Raw genomic sequence first — 15,650 nt, 5'->3', positions numbered from 1 at the left:
ATCGATCTGGCGCGGGCCTGCGACGGACGCTGGTTTCACCTTGGGGCAATCAGGATGGGAAACGCCACCACGATACGCACGCACCACGAAACACGTCACTTTAGGTCAACCGCGCCGGCCCAGGTCGAAGAGGCCGCGCCGCGGTCCACACCGTGATTCATCTATCCAAGCGTTGCGGCCGGAGCAAGGCGCACGCGCTCCCTGGCATCGTTCCAGACTGGATGAGGGGCCCCGGAACGACGATGCGCGCCCTTTTGGGGCGCGCATCGCGGATCGGGGGCGTGTTCGCTCAGAAGAAGCGGCGGGCGGCGTCGCGATCCTCGGCGAGGGGCGCGGGCTCGCGCGAGAGGCGGGCGGCCTCCTCGCGGCGCACATATTCGGAGAACGGGTCGAGGGCGGCTTCCACCGCTTCCTCGGCCTGGGCCGAGACCACTTCCAGCGGCTGTGCCTGCGCCGGGCGGGGGACGGGGGCAGCGGATGCCTCCACCGGAACGGCGCGGTCGGAATCGGTGGTGCGGGACGCCTTGGCGTCGAGCCACGGCAGCGGATAGGGCGAGGCGATGAAGGCCACGCCGTCTTCCTGCTCCCAGGCGATCATGTGGACGGCCTCTTCGGCCGGCATGCCGGGCAGGGAGAACATCTGCGGGATCTCCCGCGCGGTGCCGCTCCAGCCGATGGTGTAGGCCAGCTGGAAGGCTTCGTCGAGGAAGGCGGTCACGGCCGCGAGGCGGTCGGCGCGAAGCGACTGGGTGAAGTCCACATCCAGAAGACGGCGCAGGTACGCCTCCACGCTGTCACCGGCCGCCCACTGGGAGCCGGAGGCGAACTGGTAAACATAGACGCGCGGATTAGCCATCACGCAGCTCCGAATAACCTCAACTGGGCGCCCCTCATATCAAAGGAGCCCAGGAAACACAAAAGTGCGTCCAAAGACCATGCGCCATGCCGGTTGAACGGCAACTAGGCCGGCGCCGTGTTCTCCTTGCGGGAGGGAGGTACGCACTGGCGGCGGAGGTCCGATCCATCTGAAGGAACCCCGATCCATCGTGACGCTGCGATGGTTAATTCTTCGTTGCCGCCCGCCGGACGCAAGGTCATGCCTGCGGCCGGGCGATATTGTAGAAGGAGGACATGCAGCTGCCTCCCGCCCCCGGCACCGATCCCAGAAGCCACGGCCTGTGGGCGATGACCGCCCCGCCGCCGCCCGAAATCGTGCCGCTCGCCGGCACCGCGCGCACCGATGTCGCCGTGGTGGGCGCCGGCTATACCGGCCTCTCCGCCGCCCTCCGGCTGGCCGAGGCGGGGGCGCGGGTGACGGTGCTGGAGGCGGCCGGCATCGGCTCCGGCGGGGCGGGGCGCAACGTGGGCCTCGTCAATGCCGGGCTCTGGGTGATGCCCGACGACATCGTCGCCACCCTCGGCGCGGAGAAGGGGGAGGGGCTGCTTGCGCTCCTCGGCGGGGCGCCGGCGGAGGTGTTCGCCCTCGTCGCCCGCCACGCCATCGCCTGCGAGGCGACGCCCAACGGCACGCTGCATTGCGCCGTGGGCCGCGCCGGGCAGGCCGAGATCGCGGCCCGCGCCGCCCAGTGGCAGGCGCGCGGCGCGCCGGTGCGCCTCCTCGATGTCGATGAGGCTCGCGCGGCCATCGGCGGCGGCACCTATCGCGGCGCGCTCAATGACGCGCGGGCCGGCACCATCCAGCCCCTCGCCTATGCCCGCGGCCTCGCCCGCGCGGCGCTGACCGCCGGGGCGGTCATCCATACGGCAAGCCCCGTGCGGGCGGCGGAGGAGACGGCCGGCGGCTGGGTGCTGCGCACGGACGGCGGCACGCTGGCGGCGGACTGGATCATCGTCGCGACCGATGCCTACAGCTTCGGGCCGTGGGAGCGCCTCGCCCGCGAGCAGGTGCCGCTGCCCTATTTCAACTTCGCCACCCCGCCAGTGCCGGACCACCTGCGCGGGCGCATCCTGCCCGGCCGGCAGGGCATCTGGAACACAAGGCAGGTGCTCACCTCCTTGCGCTATGATGCGGCCGGACGGCTGGTGTTCGGCAGCATCGGTGCGCTCACCGTGGAGGCGGGCGTGCATGAAGCCTATGCCCGGCGCGCGCTGGCCCGCCTCTTCCCGGAGCTGCCGCCGGCGCCGTTCGAGGCCGGCTGGTTCGGCACCATCGGCATGACGGACGACGCGCTGCCCCGCTTCCGGCGCCTCGCCCGCAACGTCGTCTCCCTCAGCGGCTACAACGGCCGCGGCATCGGCCCGGGCACGGTGTGCGGCCGGCTGCTGGCGGATGTGGTGCTGGGGCAGGCGCGCGCGGAAGACGTGCCGCTGCCGGAGACCGCCGTCACGGTGCCGCGCTGGCGGGCGGCGCAGGCGGCCTTCTACGCGGCCGGCTCGGCGGCGGCGCATCTGGTGGGGGAGCGGGGGATGGGGTGAGCGGTCAGTCTCTCGAGCTGCCCTCTGGACAGGTCATCGCCCGGCTCGTCCGGGCGATCCACGGTTGGGGCGGGCCAGCCATTCGGGTATCGCGCAGGCGGCCCGGTGGATCCCCCCAAACCCGGCCAGCCGGGTTTCGTCCATGCGAACGGAAGTCGGCAACAACCGACTTCCGGACAAGCCGGGAGGATGACGGTCCTGTAAGGCCCCCGCGCCTCACCTCAGTTCCGCAGGCCCGGCGCTTCCTGCCCCGTGCGGGCGACGTATTCCGTGTAGCCGCCATTGTACTGGTGGATGCCGTCCTGCGTCAGCTCCAGCACGCGGTTGGAGAGCGCGGCCAGAAAATGCCGGTCGTGGGAGACGAACAGCATCGTCCCCTCGTAATCGGCCAGCGCGGTCACCAGCATTTCCTTGGTGGCCATGTCGAGATGGTTGGTGGGCTCGTCCAGCACGAGGAAGTTCGGCGGGTCGAACAGCATCTTGGCCATCACGAGCCGCGCCTTCTCGCCGCCCGAGAGCACGCGGCAGCGCTTTTCCGCGTCGTCGCCGGAGAAGCCGAAGCAGCCGGCGAGGGTTCGCAGGGCGCCCTGTCCGGCCTGGGGGAAGGCGTCCTCCAGCGTCTCGAACACGGTGCGCTCGCCCTCGAGCAGGTCCATGGCGTGCTGGGCGAAATAGCCCATCTTCACGCTGGCGCCGACATTGACCGTGCCGTCGTCCGGCGCCGTGGAGCCCGCGATGAGCTTGAGCAAGGTGGACTTTCCGGCGCCGTTGACGCCCATCACGCACCAGCGCTCGCGGCGGCGGATGTGGAAGTCCAGCCCCTCATAGATGACCTTGCTGCCATAGCTTTTGTGGACGCCCTTGAGGCTCGCCACATCCTCGCCGGAGCGGGGCGCGGGGGCGAATTCGAAGGCGACCGCCTCGCGCCGGCGGGGCGGCTCCACCCGGTCGATCTTCTCCAGCTTCTTCACCCGGCTCTGCACCTGCGCCGCGTGGGAGGCGCGGGCCTTGAAGCGCTCGATGAAGGCGATTTCCTTGGCCAGCATGGCCTGCTGGCGCTCGTATTGCGCCTGCTGCTGCTTCTCGTTCATCGCCCGCTGGCCGGCGTAGAACTCGTAATCACCGGAATAGGTGTTGAGGCTGCCGGCGTCGATCTCGACGATCTTGTTGACGATGCGGTTCATGAAGGCGCGATCGTGCGACGTCATCATCAGCGCGCCGTCGAAGCCCTTCAGGAAGCTTTCCAGCCAGATCAGGCTCTCGATGTCGAGATGGTTGGAGGGTTCGTCCAGCAGCATCACGTCCGGGCGCATGAGGAGGATGCGGGCGAGGGCCACGCGCATCTTCCAGCCGCCGGAGAGCTTGCCCACGTCGCCGTCCATCATCTCCTGCGAGAAGCCGAGGCCGGCGAGGACCTCCGCCGCGCGGCCTTCCAGCGCGTAGCCGCCCAGCTCCTCGAAGCGGCCCTGCACCTCGCCGTAGCGCTCGACGAGGGCATCCATCTCGTCCATGCGGTCGGGATCGCCCAGCGCCGCCTCGATCTCCTTCAGCTCGGCCGCGACGGTGCTGACCGGGCCGGCACCGTCCATCACCTCGGCGAGGGCGGAGCGGCCGGACATCTCGCCCACGTCCTGGCTGAAATAGCCGATGGTGATGCCGCGATCGGCGGACACCTGCCCCTCGTCCGGCGTCTCCTGCCCGGTCATCATGCGGAACAGCGTGGTCTTGCCGGCGCCGTTGGGGCCGACGAGCCCCACCTTCTCCCCCTTCAGCAGCGCCGCCGACGCCTCGATGAAGACGAGCTGCCGGCCGTTCTGCTTGCTGATGTTGTCGAGGCGGATCATGGGACAGGGGCACCCGGGGCTTGGGAAGAGTTGCGCTTTCCCGGGGGGCTTAATGCATCCTGCTGCGGTGCGAAAGGGGCGGGGGCTCCTGGGTGGATATGCGGCAGCGCGGACAGGCGCGCGCCGGTCGTCCCTTCTCCCCTTGCGGGAGAAGGTGGATCGCGGCGCAGCCGCGAGACGGATGAGGGGTCTCGTGCCTCGGCCGACTGGAACGGAGCGCAGTGGAAGGAGAGCCGTGGCCCAGCGCAATACCTCGCCGAAGGCGGCTCTATTCCAGGGTCTGCGAAGCTGTCGCCGGCTTCGCCGACCTTTCCCCTGGACCCCGGATCGGCGCTCCACCTGCGGTGTCGCTTGTCCGGGGAACAGGTCTTACGGCACCAGCATGCGCACGATGGCCTCGGCGGCCTGCTCGGCATCCATTGCTGTGGTGTCCACGCGCAGCTCGGGGGCGGCGGGGGCTTCGTAGGGGCTGTCGATGCCGGTGAAGTTCTTCAATTGGCCCGCGCGGGCCTTCTTGTAGAGGCCCTTCACGTCGCGCCGCTCGGCCTCGGCCAGAGGCGTGTCGATGAACACCTCGAAGAATTCGCCCGGCTGCATCATGCCGCGCACCATGTCGCGCTCGGCGCGGAACGGGCTGATGAAGGCGGTGATGACGATGAGGCCGGCATCGGTCATCAGCTTCGCCACCTCGCCCACGCGGCGGATGTTCTCCACCCGGTCGGCGGCGGTGAAGCCGAGGTCCTTGTTGAGGCCGTGGCGCACATTGTCACCGTCGAGCAGGAAGGTGTGCCGGTTCATCCGGGCGAGCTTCTTCTCCACCAGATTGGCGATGGTGGACTTGCCCGCGCCGGAAAGACCCGTGAGCCAGACCACCGCCGGCTTCTGGTTCTTCAGCGCCGCATGGTGCTCGCGGGAGATGTCGGTGGCCTGCCAGTGGACGTTCTCCGCCCGGCGCAGGGCGAAGTGGATCATGCCCGCGCCGACGGTGGCATTCGTCATCTTGTCGATGAGGATGAAGCCGCCCAGCTCGCGGTTCTCGCCATAGGGCTCGAACGGGATGCGCCGGTCGGTGGCGATGTTGCAGGAGCCGATGGCGTTCAGCTCCAGCGTCTTCGCCGCCAGATGGTCCATGTTGTTGACGTTCACCTGGTACTTCGGCTCGGTCACGGTCGCCGAGACCGTCTGGGTGCCGAGCTTCAGCCAGTAGGGACGGCCCGGCAGCATGGGCTGCTCGTCCATCCACACGATGATTGCCTCGAACTGGTCGGCCGCCTGCACCGGGGCCTCCGCCGCCGCGATCACGTCGCCGCGCGAGCAGTCGATCTCGTCGGCGAGGCACAAAGTGACGGACTGGCCGGCCACGGCCTCCTTCAGGTCGCCGTCGAGCGTCACGATGCGCGAGATGGTGCTGGTCTTGCCCGAGGGCAGCACGCGGATGGCATCGCCCGGCTTCACCGTGCCGGAGGAGATGAGGCCGGAAAAACCGCGGAAGTCGAGATTGGGCCGGTTCACCCACTGCACCGCCATGCGGAACGGCTTTGCAGCGTCGTGGGCGGTGTCGATCTCCACGCTCTCCAGATGCGCCATCAGCGTCGGGCCGGAATGCCACGGCGTGTTGGGCGAGGGGGTGGTGATGTTGTCGCCCTTGAAGCCGGAGATGGGCAGGGCCACGAAATCGGCGATGCCGATGGAGCTGGCGAAGGCGCGATAGTCGGCGACAATTTTCTCGAAGACTTCGCGGTTGTAGCCCACGAGGTCCATCTTGTTCACGGCCAGCACGATGTTGCGGATGCCGATGAGGTGGGCGAGGTAGGAGTGGCGCCGCGTCTGGGTGAGCACGCCCTTGCGCGCATCCACCAGGATCACCGCGAGGTCGGCGGTGGAGGCGCCGGTGACCATGTTGCGGGTGTATTGCTCGTGGCCGGGGGTATCGGCGACGATGAACTTGCGCTTCTCGGTGGCGAAGAAGCGATACGCCACATCGATGGTGATGCCCTGCTCGCGCTCTGCGGCGAGGCCGTCCACGAGGAGCGCGAAATCGAGCTCCTGCCCCTGCGTTCCGACCTTCTTGGAGTCCGCCTCCAGCGCGGCGAGCTGATCCTCGAAGATCATCTTGGAATCATAGAGCAGCCGCCCGATGAGGGTGGACTTGCCGTCGTCCACGCTGCCGCAGGTGATGAAGCGCAGCATGGTCTTGTGCTGGTGGACATCGAGATAGCGGTCGATGTCCTCGGCGATGAGGGCGTCTGTCTTGTAGACGGGATCGAGGGGCGCGCTCATCAGAAATACCCCTCCTGCTTCTTCTTCTCCATGCCGGCACCGCCGGCGTCCTTGTCGATGGCGCGGCCTTGGCGCTCGGACGTGGTGGTGAGCAGCATTTCCTGGATCACCTGCGGCAGGGTGTCCGCCGTGCTCTCCACCGCGCCGGTGAGCGGGTAGCAGCCGAGCGTGCGGAAGCGCACCGAGCGCATCTGCGGCTCCTCGCCGGGGCGGAGCGGGAAGCGCTCGTCATCCACCATCAGGATCAGGCCGTCGCGCTCCACGGTGGGGCGCGGGGCGGCGAAATAGAGCGGCACGATGCGGATGCCCTCCAGGTGGATGTATTGCCAGATGTCCAGCTCGGTCCAGTTGGAGATGGGGAAGACCCGCATGCTCTCCCCCTTGTTCTTGCGGGCATTGTAGAGGTGCCAGAGTTCTGGCCGCTGGTTCTTCGGGTCCCAGCGGTGGTTCTGCGAGCGGAACGAGAAGACGCGCTCCTTGGCGCGGCTCTTCTCCTCGTCGCGGCGGGCGCCGCCGAAGGCCGCGTCGAAGCCCCACTTGTCCAGCGCCTGCTTCAGACCCTCCGTCTTCCACATGTCGGTGTGGAGCGGGCCGTGATCGAACGGGTTGATGCCCTTTTCCAGCGCTTCGGGGTTCTGGTGGACGAGGAGGTCCATGCCGGCCTCGCGCGCGGCCTGATCGCGCAGCTCGTACATGGCGCGAAATTTCCAGGTGGTGTCCACGTGGAGCAGCGGGAAGGGCGGCGGGGAGGGGAAGAAGGCCTTCTTGGCGAGATGCAGCATCACCGCCGAATCCTTTCCCACCGAATAGAGCATCACCGGGCGCTCGGCCTCGGCGACGACCTCGCGCATGATGTGGATGCTCTCCGCCTCGAGGCGCTGGAGATGGGTCAGGCTCATCTTGTCTTCGCTCTTCGGTCCCAACGCGACGCACGGGCGGCACCGGCGTGCCGCCCTATTCCGCATCTGTCAGATGTGGATATCTTATTTCTACTCCACATTCCGACAAAACGCGAGCCGTCTGCGTGGGGGCCGGTCAGCGCATGAGGCGGGCGAGGGTTTCCACGGCGCCGCGTCCCACGTCCACGGCGGCACCGACGCTGGCCTGGGCATTCCCCACCAGCGCGGCGCTGGCCGTGACGGGAAACAGGGCGACATCCGCCACGGTCGGACCTTGGACTGTCGGACCTTGGACTGCCGGGCCTTCCAGGGCCGGGCCGCCCACGGGCGGCGGCGGAACATAAGGTGCGGGACGGGCGGCGACCGGGGTGACCGCGGGCGCGCGCACCTCGGCGAGGCGGGGAGACGGAGGCGCGCAACCCGCGGCGCAGCGATCCACGCGGGCGACCTTGGGCGGCATCGGGGCCGGACGGGGACGCGCTGCGGACGTCGCGGCCGGCGTCGCGTCCTTCGGGCCCGATGCGGTCCTGGGCGCGGCGGCGTCCGGGGCAGGGGAGCGGGCCGCGTTCAACGGCGGCGCGGGGGAGGGGGACGGCGTGCCGGCCGTCCCCGGCGGCAGGTCGGCGACTGCTGCGGCCGCTGCGGGTGGCGCCGGGACCGGGCCGCCGCTGGTGTCAGCCGGAGCAGGCTGGGGCGCGGCGGGCTGGGCCTCCACCGAAAGAGGCGCATCCGGGGCGGCCTCCGCCGTGGGCGTGCCTGCGGCCTGTCCTTCGGGCGTCGTCGCCGCGCCGGCGGGGGTCGAGGCTTCCGCCACCATCAGCGGCCGGGGCAGCGAGCTGCTGCCGGAGGTGGAGATCAGACCGGCCACAATGAGGCAGAGCAGGAAGGCGAGGGTCCGCCGGCTCCGCACCTGCGCTGCCGCGTCCTGCGCGGCCTCCGACAGGGCGAGCGCGTCGTTGATTGCCGTGGGCGAGACGCCGGCGAGGCGCAGACGCCGCGTGGCGGCCGAGGCTCCGGCGCGGGGCGGCAGGATGTCTGTCGGCTGCAGGGCAGGCAGGTTGGCGGAAGAGTTCATCGGGAAACCTCGCGGTTCGGGCATCGCGTGGAAAGGGGAGGCTGCGGGCGGCGCAAGGGGCGGCAATGGCCGCCCGCAGCCTTGTCCCCGCCGGCTTCGGTTGCGGTGGGAGCACGGCGGAGAGGGGACCGCGCCCAACGAGAGGGCGGGCCGGACGACGGCGACAGACGGCTGTCGCGAAAGGGCGGCTGCGGGCGGCGCAAGGGGGCGGCCAAGCCGCCCGCAGCCTTGTCCCCACCGGCCCAGGTTGCGGCGTGGGGGCGGTGGAGAAGGATGGCGGCGCACCGGCGTGCGCGCCGCCTGTTCACGTCACGAGATCACTTCAGCTGGGCGACGAGTTCGTCCGCGCCGCGGTCGATGCCGGCCTTGGCGGCGTCGAGCGGGCCGATGCCGGCGGGGATGTCGTAGGGCTTGGGATATTGCTTGGAGACGAAGGCCGACAGCAGGCGGCCCGTCTTCGCGTCATGGATCTCGACCACATAGCGCACCGAGCCGGTGAAGGTGCCTTCGCCATCCCGCAGCGTCTGCACGCTGTTGACCACGGCGCCGGCCACGTCGAAGCGCGAGAGGGTGGCAAGGCCGGGGGTGTTGGCGGTGGCGCCGGTGAGGGTGAGCTTCACCCGGAGCGTCTTCGGCCCGGCCTGCTGGACCACGGTGAAGCGCTTGGCGAGGCGCTGGGCGAATTGCTGCTGCATCTGGCGGGCGAGCGCCTCGCGATCGGCCTGGGGCATCTCGCCGAACTGCTGGTCGCGGCCGGAATAGACGGTGACGGGGTCGAGGATGACCTTGTCGTAGTCGCGCCAGTTGACCTCGGTGGAATAGCGGTAGGGGGTTCGGCCGGTGGGGTCGGCATTGGGCGCGAGCTGGCCCGAGGAGGCCACGTCGGCATAGGCGAGGGGCTCGTCGGAGGCGCAGCCGCCGAGGAGGGCGGCAAGGAGGGGCGTGAGGGCGGGAACAAGTCGCAGGGCAGTTCGGGGTGGCATCGGAGGACCTTGCTGAGGCTGCGCCCCCTCGCGGGATGGCGTGTTCGACCTGAGGGAAGCCTAGACCAGCTCCGCTTAAAAAACAAACCGTCTAGACGGTTTTTTTCGAGGTCATTTTGCGGCATCCCGCCTCATTCCTTCACCAGGCAATGCGCAGGCATCGGCCCCCCGGAAAGGGGCGGGGTCGAAGGAGGGAGGGCGCCCGCGGGCCCGTCAATGCAGGGGAGGGGGAGAGCTGCGGGCGGCGCAAGGGGGCGGCAATGCCGCCCGCAGCTCTGGTCCCCGCCGGCCATGGTTGCGGCCATGCCGGCGGAGGAGGGGCAGTCCTGCCGCTCAGGGAGGCGCCCGTATCGGTCCAAGGTCCGATCCCGGTCAGCGGCTCCAGCGACAAGCTGCGATCACCCGTGCAGCCTAGCTCAGATTGGGCTGAGAACAAACCGTCTGGACGGTTTCAGGCCGGAAAAATTTTTGTGCCGGTATCGTGGTGCATTTCGCCGGTGTTCTGGGATGGCATCGCGGCTGACGACGATGCCGGAGGCGCGCCCGCGCAGGTCAGGAAGGGCTGCGACGCGAGCGCCGGGGCTTCTCGGCGACCGCCGGCGAGGCCGCCTCCGAGATCCAGTTGCGATCGTCCAGAAGGTACTCGAACATCTGGTCGCGTTCGGCGTCGCTCAGCGGGCAGGTGCCCAGCATGGCCGACAGGGCAAGGCCGCGGGCGGAGAACAGACGGGCGAGGGAGCGCTGCGGGTCCTTCGCCTCCTTGAGGACGGTGGCGACGGTCGCCTCGTCGCGCTCGCGCACCGGGCTCATGAAGGCCGGTTCCTGCGCGGCCACGCCGAGGATGGCGAAGGCGATGGAGTTCGAGCCCTTCACGATCTCCCGGAACACGGCGATCTGCGCGGCGAGGGTCGGCTCGGCGAAGGAGGCGCCGTGCTCCGCCAGGAAGGTCTGCGCGAACGCCCCGTAATAGTCCGCCTGATACTCCAGCAGGGCCACCAGCACCGCGCGCTTGTTGGGGAACTGGTGCAGCAGGCCGCCCTTGCTGACGCCGCTTTCCTTGGCGATGGCATCGAGCGTCAGGCGGCCGGCGCCGTCGCGGGCGATGATGGCAAGCGCGGCCTCGATGACGGCGGCCTTCGTGCGTTCGGAACGCGTGGTGTTATCCATGCCTCAGGCTGCCCGCCTTTGTGGTGGCGCGAACAAATACATCGCCACAACAGGACATAGCGTCGTTGGCGCGGGCGAGACAAGTCATTCCGGCACCGCCCAGGGCAGGCAGCGGCGCGCCCTGCACGGCCGCGCGTTGCCTCGCCCCGGGGTGACGCTGCGGCGGGCCTAGCGCCCGCCCATCACATATTCGCCGCGCTCATGAACCGTGTTGGCGCGGCCCACCAGCAAAGTCTCCAGCGGGCCGATGCGCTTCTGGTCCTTGTCCTTGTAGGGCAGGGAATGCAGCACATAGCGCATGGCGTTGATGCGGGCGCGCTTCTTGTCGTCGGACTTGATGACCGTCCAGGGGGAGTCCGCCGTGTCGGTGTGGAAGAACATGGCTTCCTTGGCGCGGGTGTAGTCGTCCCACTTGTCGAGGGAGGCGAGGTCCACGGGCGACAGCTTCCACTGCTTCAGCGGATGCACCTTGCGCTCCTTGAAGCGGCGGCGCTGCTCCTCCCGGCTCACCGAGAACCAGAACTTGATGAGGTGAATGCCGCTGCGCACGAGGTTGCGCTCGAACTCCGGCGCCTGACGCAGGAATTCGCGATATTCGTCATCCGTGCAGAAGCCCATCACCCGCTCGACGCCGGCGCGGTTGTACCAGCTGCGGTCGAACATCACGATCTCGCCGGTGGTGGGCAGGTGCTCCACATAGCGCTGGAAATACCATTGGCCGCGCTCCACCTCGCTCGGCTTCTCCAGTGCCACCACCCGCGCGCCGCGGGGATTGAGGTGCTCCATGAAGCGCTTGATGGCGCCGCCCTTGCCGGCCGCGTCGCGCCCCTCGAACAGGATGATGACGCGCTGGCGGGAGTCCTTCACCCACGACTGGAGCTTCAGAAGCTCGGTCTGGAGGATGAACTTCTGCTGCTCGTAGTCCCGCCGCAGCATCTTGTACTTGAAGGGATAGCCGCCGGTGCGCCAGTCGTCGGCAAGCTCGTCGCTGGTCACGCGCGGATGGCCGGCGGGCTTGGGCATGCCGAGCGACTTGCGCAGCCGCACGGCATCGTCGGGAGAAGCACCGGCGAGGATGGCGGCGATGCCGGCCTTCACCTCGTCCACGCCGGCCGCTGCGGCGGGCCGGGTCTCATCGAGGGTCGCGGCCAGCGCGGTGACCGCGGACAGTTCCGCCTCCTGCGCCGCCAGCTGGCGCTCCTCGGCCAGCGAGCGCTCCATCTCGGCAGGAATGGCGTCGGTGCCGGCCACGGGCGTGAGGTCGTCGGTGCTGGCCATTCTGTGCTCCTTCGGCGCCGAGGCGCGCGCCATCCGCGGCTGAAAACCGCGCGAAAACATGAGCCTTAGCCGGCTGATGAGCGTTGATGGAGATCAAGGGGCGGGGGAGGTAGGGGCGGCTGACGGCGCGGTCTCGCCTCTCCCCTCTCCCCTTGCGGGAGAGGGGTCGGGGGTGAGGGGGCCCACGTCCCGACGGCGCCGCGGCTTTCACCCCTCATCCGTCACGCGGCTTGGCCGCGCGCCACCTTCTCCCGCAAGGGGAGAAGGCGAACCCCTCGCCTCACTTCGGGGCGAACTGCCCGTAGAGATGCTTCAGCACTTCGGTGGTGGCCGCCTCGGCGACCTGGCCGGGATAGTTGGTGACCGCCTCCACCGACATGTCGCTCGCCGGCTCCACCAGGATCTTGGCGAAGTTCATGCTGTTGGAGCCGTTGTGGGTGAGCACCGGCGTCTTGGTCCAGTCCAGCTTCACCACGCCCCAGCCGAAGGCGTAGTCGCCCGAGGACGGCGTGCCGGGGGGCGGGTCCTTGAAGGGCGGGGTGGTGACGTGGGGCTTGTGGATGACGGCCAGCGTCTCCGGCGAGACGATGTGCGGGCCGCGCTTGCCCTGACCGGCGTTCCAGTCGCCCCAGCGGGCGAAATCCAGCACCGACATGTGGGCGATGCCGGCCGGGCCGATCACCGGCGGGATGTCCGCCGAGGGGCCCCAGGCCATGGGCGTGGGCTTGCCCTTGTCGTCCAGCATGTGGCCGATGGGGGCGTCATACTTGCCGAAGGTGGCCTGCGGGCCGAAGCCGGCGCTCTTCAGGCCGAGCGGTGCATAGATGCGCTCTTCCACCAGACGTTCCCACGGCTTGCCCGAGACCTCCTCCAGCATGGCGCCGGCGAAGGTGTATCCGAGGTTGGAATACTGGAATGGCGAGCCGGTCTTGGGCACCTCGGGCGCGTTCTTCTTCCAGCGCTCCAGCGCGTCGAGGCGCAGGGCGGTGGTGGTTTTCTCGAAGCCCACCGGATTGAAATAGATGCCGATGATCTCATCGTTGTCGGAGGGGATGCCGCTGGTGTGGGACAGAAGCTGCTCCAGCGTCACCGCCGCGAGCTTCGGGTTCATGTCCTTCACCTTGCCGCCCAGCACCTCGCCGAGGGTGCTGGTCCACTTGATCTTGCCCTCGTCCACCAGCGTCCCGGCGACGGTGGCGGTGAAGGCCTTTGTGTCGGAGCCGAGGTGAAAGCGGTCCTCCACCGTTACCGGGATGTCGAGGCCGATGGCGCGCTTGCCCACCGCCCCCGAGGCGACGATCTCGCCCGAGCGGGTGACGGCGGCGGCCAGCGCCGGCAGGCCGTATTTGGCGCGGATGCCTTCCAGATAGGTGTCGAGGTTTTCGGCTGCGTGGACGGGGGCCGAGAGGGCGAGCGCGGCGGCGAGGCCCAGTGCCATCCGCCCGAGGCTGCGCCGCCCGAAGGGGTGAGAGAAGCCCGATCCCGAGTGCCTGAAGTCCATGCCTGCTCCCCCGATGATGCTGCGCCGTTGATCCGGCCAAGCGTGGCCGCATGAACGCAGGCCGACCCCCCGGTTGGCAAGGCGCAAATGTCCGGGGTTGACAGACGCGCACGGCGGCCGGTGGGCGCGCTACCCGAGGGGCGGCCGGGCGTGTAGAACCGGAAGCAAAGCTCAAGCGTGCGGCCCCCCGCCGAGGCGCGGCATCGTGTGGCCACCGCCGGGAGCGCGAGGAGGAAGCCCGAGAGGAAGCCCATGTATGCCGCCCCGCCCGCCGTCATCGCTCGCCCGTTCGTGGTCATGCCCGACGCCCTAAGGGTCGAGGGCCGCCGCTCCGAGTGGAACGAGGTGCAGTTCGGTGGCGTGCCGCTGACCACCTTCCTCGAAGGCCCCTCCTTCGACCGCGAAGGCAATCTGTGGGTCGTGGACATCCCGTGGGGCCGCCTCATCAAGGTGACGCCGCAGGGGGGGATCAGCGTCGAGGCGGAGTATGACGGCGAGCCCAACGGGCTGAAGTTCCACAAGGACGGCCGCGGCTTCATCACCGACCACCGGCACGGCATCATGGTGTTCGATCCCGCCACCGGGCGGGTGGAGCCCTATCTGGAGCGGGCCATGCTCCAGCGCTTCAAGGGCGTCAACGACCTGATCTTCGCGTCGAACGGCGACCTCTATTTCACCGACCAGGGCCAGACCGGCTGGCACGATCCCTCCGGCTGCCTCTATCGCCTCACCGCCGACGGGCGGCTGGACTGCGTGCTGAAGGGCATCCCGAGCCCCAACGGCCTTGTGCTCAACAAGGCCGAGACGGTGCTCTTCCTCGCCGTGACGCGGGCCAACGCCATCTGGCGCGTCCCGCTGATGCGCGACGGCACGGCGACCAAGGTCGGCACCTTCATCCAGCTTTCAGGGGGCGGCGGGCCGGACGGCCTCGCCATCGATGAGGAGGACAACCTCGTCGTCTGCCACATGGGTCTCGGCTCGGTGTGGCTGTTCAGCGCCCTCGGCGAGCCGATGCTGCGCATCAAGTCGCCGGAGGGCCATCTGACCACCAATTGCGCCTTCGGCGGTCCGGACAACCGCACGCTCTTCATCACCGAATCGAAGACCGGCACCATCCTTTGCGCCGATCTGCCGGTGCCGGGCCGGCGCATGTATTCGCACGCCTGAGATCAGGGACGGACAGGTTTCGCCCGCAACGCAGCGTGCCTTAGGTCATTCTTAACCATGATGGGGAAAAATCCCCCCATTCGGATTAGCGTTCAGTGCAGGGCGGGCCGCAAGGCATTCCAGGTCTTCGCAAAAATATCGCGAGGAAAAATCTGGTTTCGTACTGATACCGCGCCGGATTCCGCAGTGCTTTCCCGTCGGGCCTCATCGCCCCGCGCGCAGCGCTTGTGCCGTCTATTGTCGTTCGGAACCCGAGCCATGCATCGTCACCTCCTTTCCCTCATCAGCGTCGCCGCGCTCGCGGCGCTTCCTGTCGCGGCCGGCGCGGCGGACCTCGCCATGAAGTATCCGGTGAAGGCCGTTCCGACGAAGATCTTCTCCTGGACCGGCTTCTATATCGGCGGAAACGCGGGCTATGGCGGCGGCGCGCCCACCGCCACCGGCGTCACGTCCAATGGCGGTGTGTTCACCAGCTACGACCAGGCCTCGCTGAGCTCCTCCGGCTTCTTCGCCGGTGGTCAGGTCGGCTACAACTACCAGTTCGCCAACAACGTCGTGCTGGGCGTCGAGACCGATCTGCAATGGTCCGGCATCAAGGGCCAGCTGGCGACGCTGGACAGCTCCGGGACCGTGGGCAATTTCACCGTGGGGCCGTCGCTCAGCTATTTCGGCACGGTCCGGGCGCGCCTCGGCTATGCCATCGACCGTTTCCTGCCCTATGTGACGGGCGGTGCCGCCTACGGCCGCAATTCGTTCGAGGCCACGGTCACCAATCCGGCAGGCATCGTCAACGCCTCCAGCGCCGCAACGACCTGGGGATGGACGGTCGGCGCCGGCGGCGAATTCGCGGTGACGAACAACTGGACGGTGAAGGCCGAATATCTCTACGTCGATCTCGGCAACTACAATTATGCCGTCCTCGACACGGCCAACGGCACCATCGGCGCCGGCTCGGTGGACAGCAAGATCCAGACCTTCAAGGCCGGCGTGAACTACAAGTTCTGACCGGGCGCGACATCT

12 protein-coding genes are annotated in these 15,650 nt (G+C 68.7%); 3 read left to right on the top strand and 9 right to left on the bottom strand.

Annotated elements, in window-relative coordinates; all coding sequences use genetic code 11:
• Positions 1 to 289: 289 nt before the first annotated feature.
• Positions 290 to 856, bottom strand: coding sequence for a hypothetical protein (locus tag ACT54R_RS20575; protein ID WP_476329388.1), 567 nt, complete (start codon positions 854 to 856; stop codon positions 290 to 292).
• Positions 857 to 1,131: 275 nt separating this feature from the next.
• On the opposite strand from ACT54R_RS20575, the gene ACT54R_RS20570 reads away from it, so the two are divergent.
• Positions 1,132 to 2,436, top strand: a complete 1,305-nt coding sequence (locus ACT54R_RS20570) for an NAD(P)/FAD-dependent oxidoreductase (protein ID WP_476329387.1) — start codon at positions 1,132 to 1,134, stop codon at positions 2,434 to 2,436.
• Between the two features lie 221 nt (positions 2,437 to 2,657).
• Here ACT54R_RS20570 and ACT54R_RS20565 read toward each other — a convergent pair whose 3' ends face one another.
• From ACT54R_RS20565 to ACT54R_RS20530, 8 genes are all read right to left on the bottom strand, one after another.
• Positions 2,658 to 4,280, bottom strand: a complete 1,623-nt coding sequence (locus ACT54R_RS20565) for an ABC-F family ATP-binding cassette domain-containing protein (RefSeq protein WP_476329385.1) — start codon at positions 4,278 to 4,280, stop codon at positions 2,658 to 2,660.
• A 369-nt stretch (positions 4,281 to 4,649) separates the two neighbouring features.
• Positions 4,650 to 6,560 (bottom strand): sulfate adenylyltransferase subunit CysN, encoded by a 1,911-nt coding sequence (gene cysN / locus ACT54R_RS20560; RefSeq protein WP_476329382.1) that lies wholly within the window; start codon positions 6,558 to 6,560, stop codon positions 4,650 to 4,652.
• Entirely contained in the window at positions 6,560 to 7,525 is a 966-nt protein-coding gene (cysD, locus tag ACT54R_RS20555) for a sulfate adenylyltransferase subunit CysD (RefSeq protein WP_476329380.1), read from the bottom strand. Before cysD ends, cysN begins: the two co-directional genes overlap by 1 nt.
• Before the next feature lie 70 nt (positions 7,526 to 7,595).
• Positions 7,596 to 8,534 (bottom strand): hypothetical protein, encoded by a 939-nt coding sequence (locus tag ACT54R_RS20550; protein ID WP_476329378.1) that lies wholly within the window; start codon positions 8,532 to 8,534, stop codon positions 7,596 to 7,598.
• Between the two features lie 317 nt (positions 8,535 to 8,851).
• Entirely contained in the window at positions 8,852 to 9,517 is a 666-nt protein-coding gene (locus tag ACT54R_RS20545) for a DUF3313 domain-containing protein (protein WP_476329376.1), read from the bottom strand.
• Between the two features lie 552 nt (positions 9,518 to 10,069).
• On the bottom strand, positions 10,070 to 10,684 hold the full coding sequence (locus ACT54R_RS20540; protein WP_476329374.1) for a TetR/AcrR family transcriptional regulator: 615 nt from the start codon (positions 10,682 to 10,684) through the stop codon (positions 10,070 to 10,072).
• A gap of 168 nt (positions 10,685 to 10,852) precedes the next feature.
• A complete protein-coding gene (ppk2, locus tag ACT54R_RS20535) occupies positions 10,853 to 11,962 on the bottom strand; it encodes a polyphosphate kinase 2 (RefSeq protein WP_476329372.1) in 1,110 nt (369 codons plus the stop codon).
• A 280-nt stretch (positions 11,963 to 12,242) separates the two neighbouring features.
• On the bottom strand, positions 12,243 to 13,463 hold the full coding sequence (locus ACT54R_RS20530) for a serine hydrolase domain-containing protein (RefSeq protein WP_476329370.1): 1,221 nt from the start codon (positions 13,461 to 13,463) through the stop codon (positions 12,243 to 12,245).
• Between the two features lie 252 nt (positions 13,464 to 13,715).
• Between ACT54R_RS20530 and ACT54R_RS20525 the strand changes: the two genes are divergently transcribed.
• Together ACT54R_RS20525 and ACT54R_RS20520 are read left to right on the top strand one after the other, a co-directional pair.
• A complete protein-coding gene (locus ACT54R_RS20525) occupies positions 13,716 to 14,630 on the top strand; it encodes an SMP-30/gluconolactonase/LRE family protein (RefSeq protein WP_476329368.1) in 915 nt (304 codons plus the stop codon).
• 258 nt (positions 14,631 to 14,888) lie between these two features.
• Complete coding sequence (locus tag ACT54R_RS20520; RefSeq protein ID WP_476329366.1) at positions 14,889 to 15,635, top strand: outer membrane protein; 747 nt, start codon at positions 14,889 to 14,891, stop codon at positions 15,633 to 15,635.
• The last annotated feature ends 15 nt before the right edge of the window (positions 15,636 to 15,650 follow it).

It is taken from the genome of Xanthobacter sp. DMC47, assembly GCF_056313845.1.
Note: the sequence above shows the minus strand (reverse complement) of the source record. Positions and strands in the feature narration are given on the sequence as shown.

Bases quoted from the DNA above. Each gene is read 5' to 3' on its own strand.
- ACT54R_RS20520 (WP_476329366.1), top strand. From the start codon at position 14,889: ATGCATCGTCACCTCCTTTCCCTCATCAGCGTCGCCGCGCTCGCGGCG.
- ACT54R_RS20565 (WP_476329385.1), bottom strand. From the start codon at position 4,280: ATGATCCGCCTCGACAACATCAGCAAGCAGAACGGCCGGCAGCTCGTC.
- ACT54R_RS20550 (WP_476329378.1), bottom strand. From the start codon at position 8,534: ATGAACTCTTCCGCCAACCTGCCTGCCCTGCAGCCGACAGACATCCTG.
- ACT54R_RS20540 (WP_476329374.1), bottom strand. From the start codon at position 10,684: ATGGATAACACCACGCGTTCCGAACGCACGAAGGCCGCCGTCATCGAG.
- cysD (WP_476329380.1), bottom strand. From the start codon at position 7,525: ATGCGGAATAGGGCGGCACGCCGGTGCCGCCCGTGCGTCGCGTTGGGA.
- ACT54R_RS20570 (WP_476329387.1), top strand. From the start codon at position 1,132: ATGCAGCTGCCTCCCGCCCCCGGCACCGATCCCAGAAGCCACGGCCTG.
- ACT54R_RS20525 (WP_476329368.1), top strand. From the start codon at position 13,716: ATGTATGCCGCCCCGCCCGCCGTCATCGCTCGCCCGTTCGTGGTCATG.
- ACT54R_RS20530 (WP_476329370.1), bottom strand. From the start codon at position 13,463: ATGGACTTCAGGCACTCGGGATCGGGCTTCTCTCACCCCTTCGGGCGG.
- cysN (WP_476329382.1), bottom strand. From the start codon at position 6,560: ATGAGCGCGCCCCTCGATCCCGTCTACAAGACAGACGCCCTCATCGCC.
- ACT54R_RS20545 (WP_476329376.1), bottom strand. From the start codon at position 9,517: ATGCCACCCCGAACTGCCCTGCGACTTGTTCCCGCCCTCACGCCCCTC.
- ppk2 (WP_476329372.1), bottom strand. From the start codon at position 11,962: ATGGCCAGCACCGACGACCTCACGCCCGTGGCCGGCACCGACGCCATT.
- ACT54R_RS20575 (WP_476329388.1), bottom strand. From the start codon at position 856: ATGGCTAATCCGCGCGTCTATGTTTACCAGTTCGCCTCCGGCTCCCAG.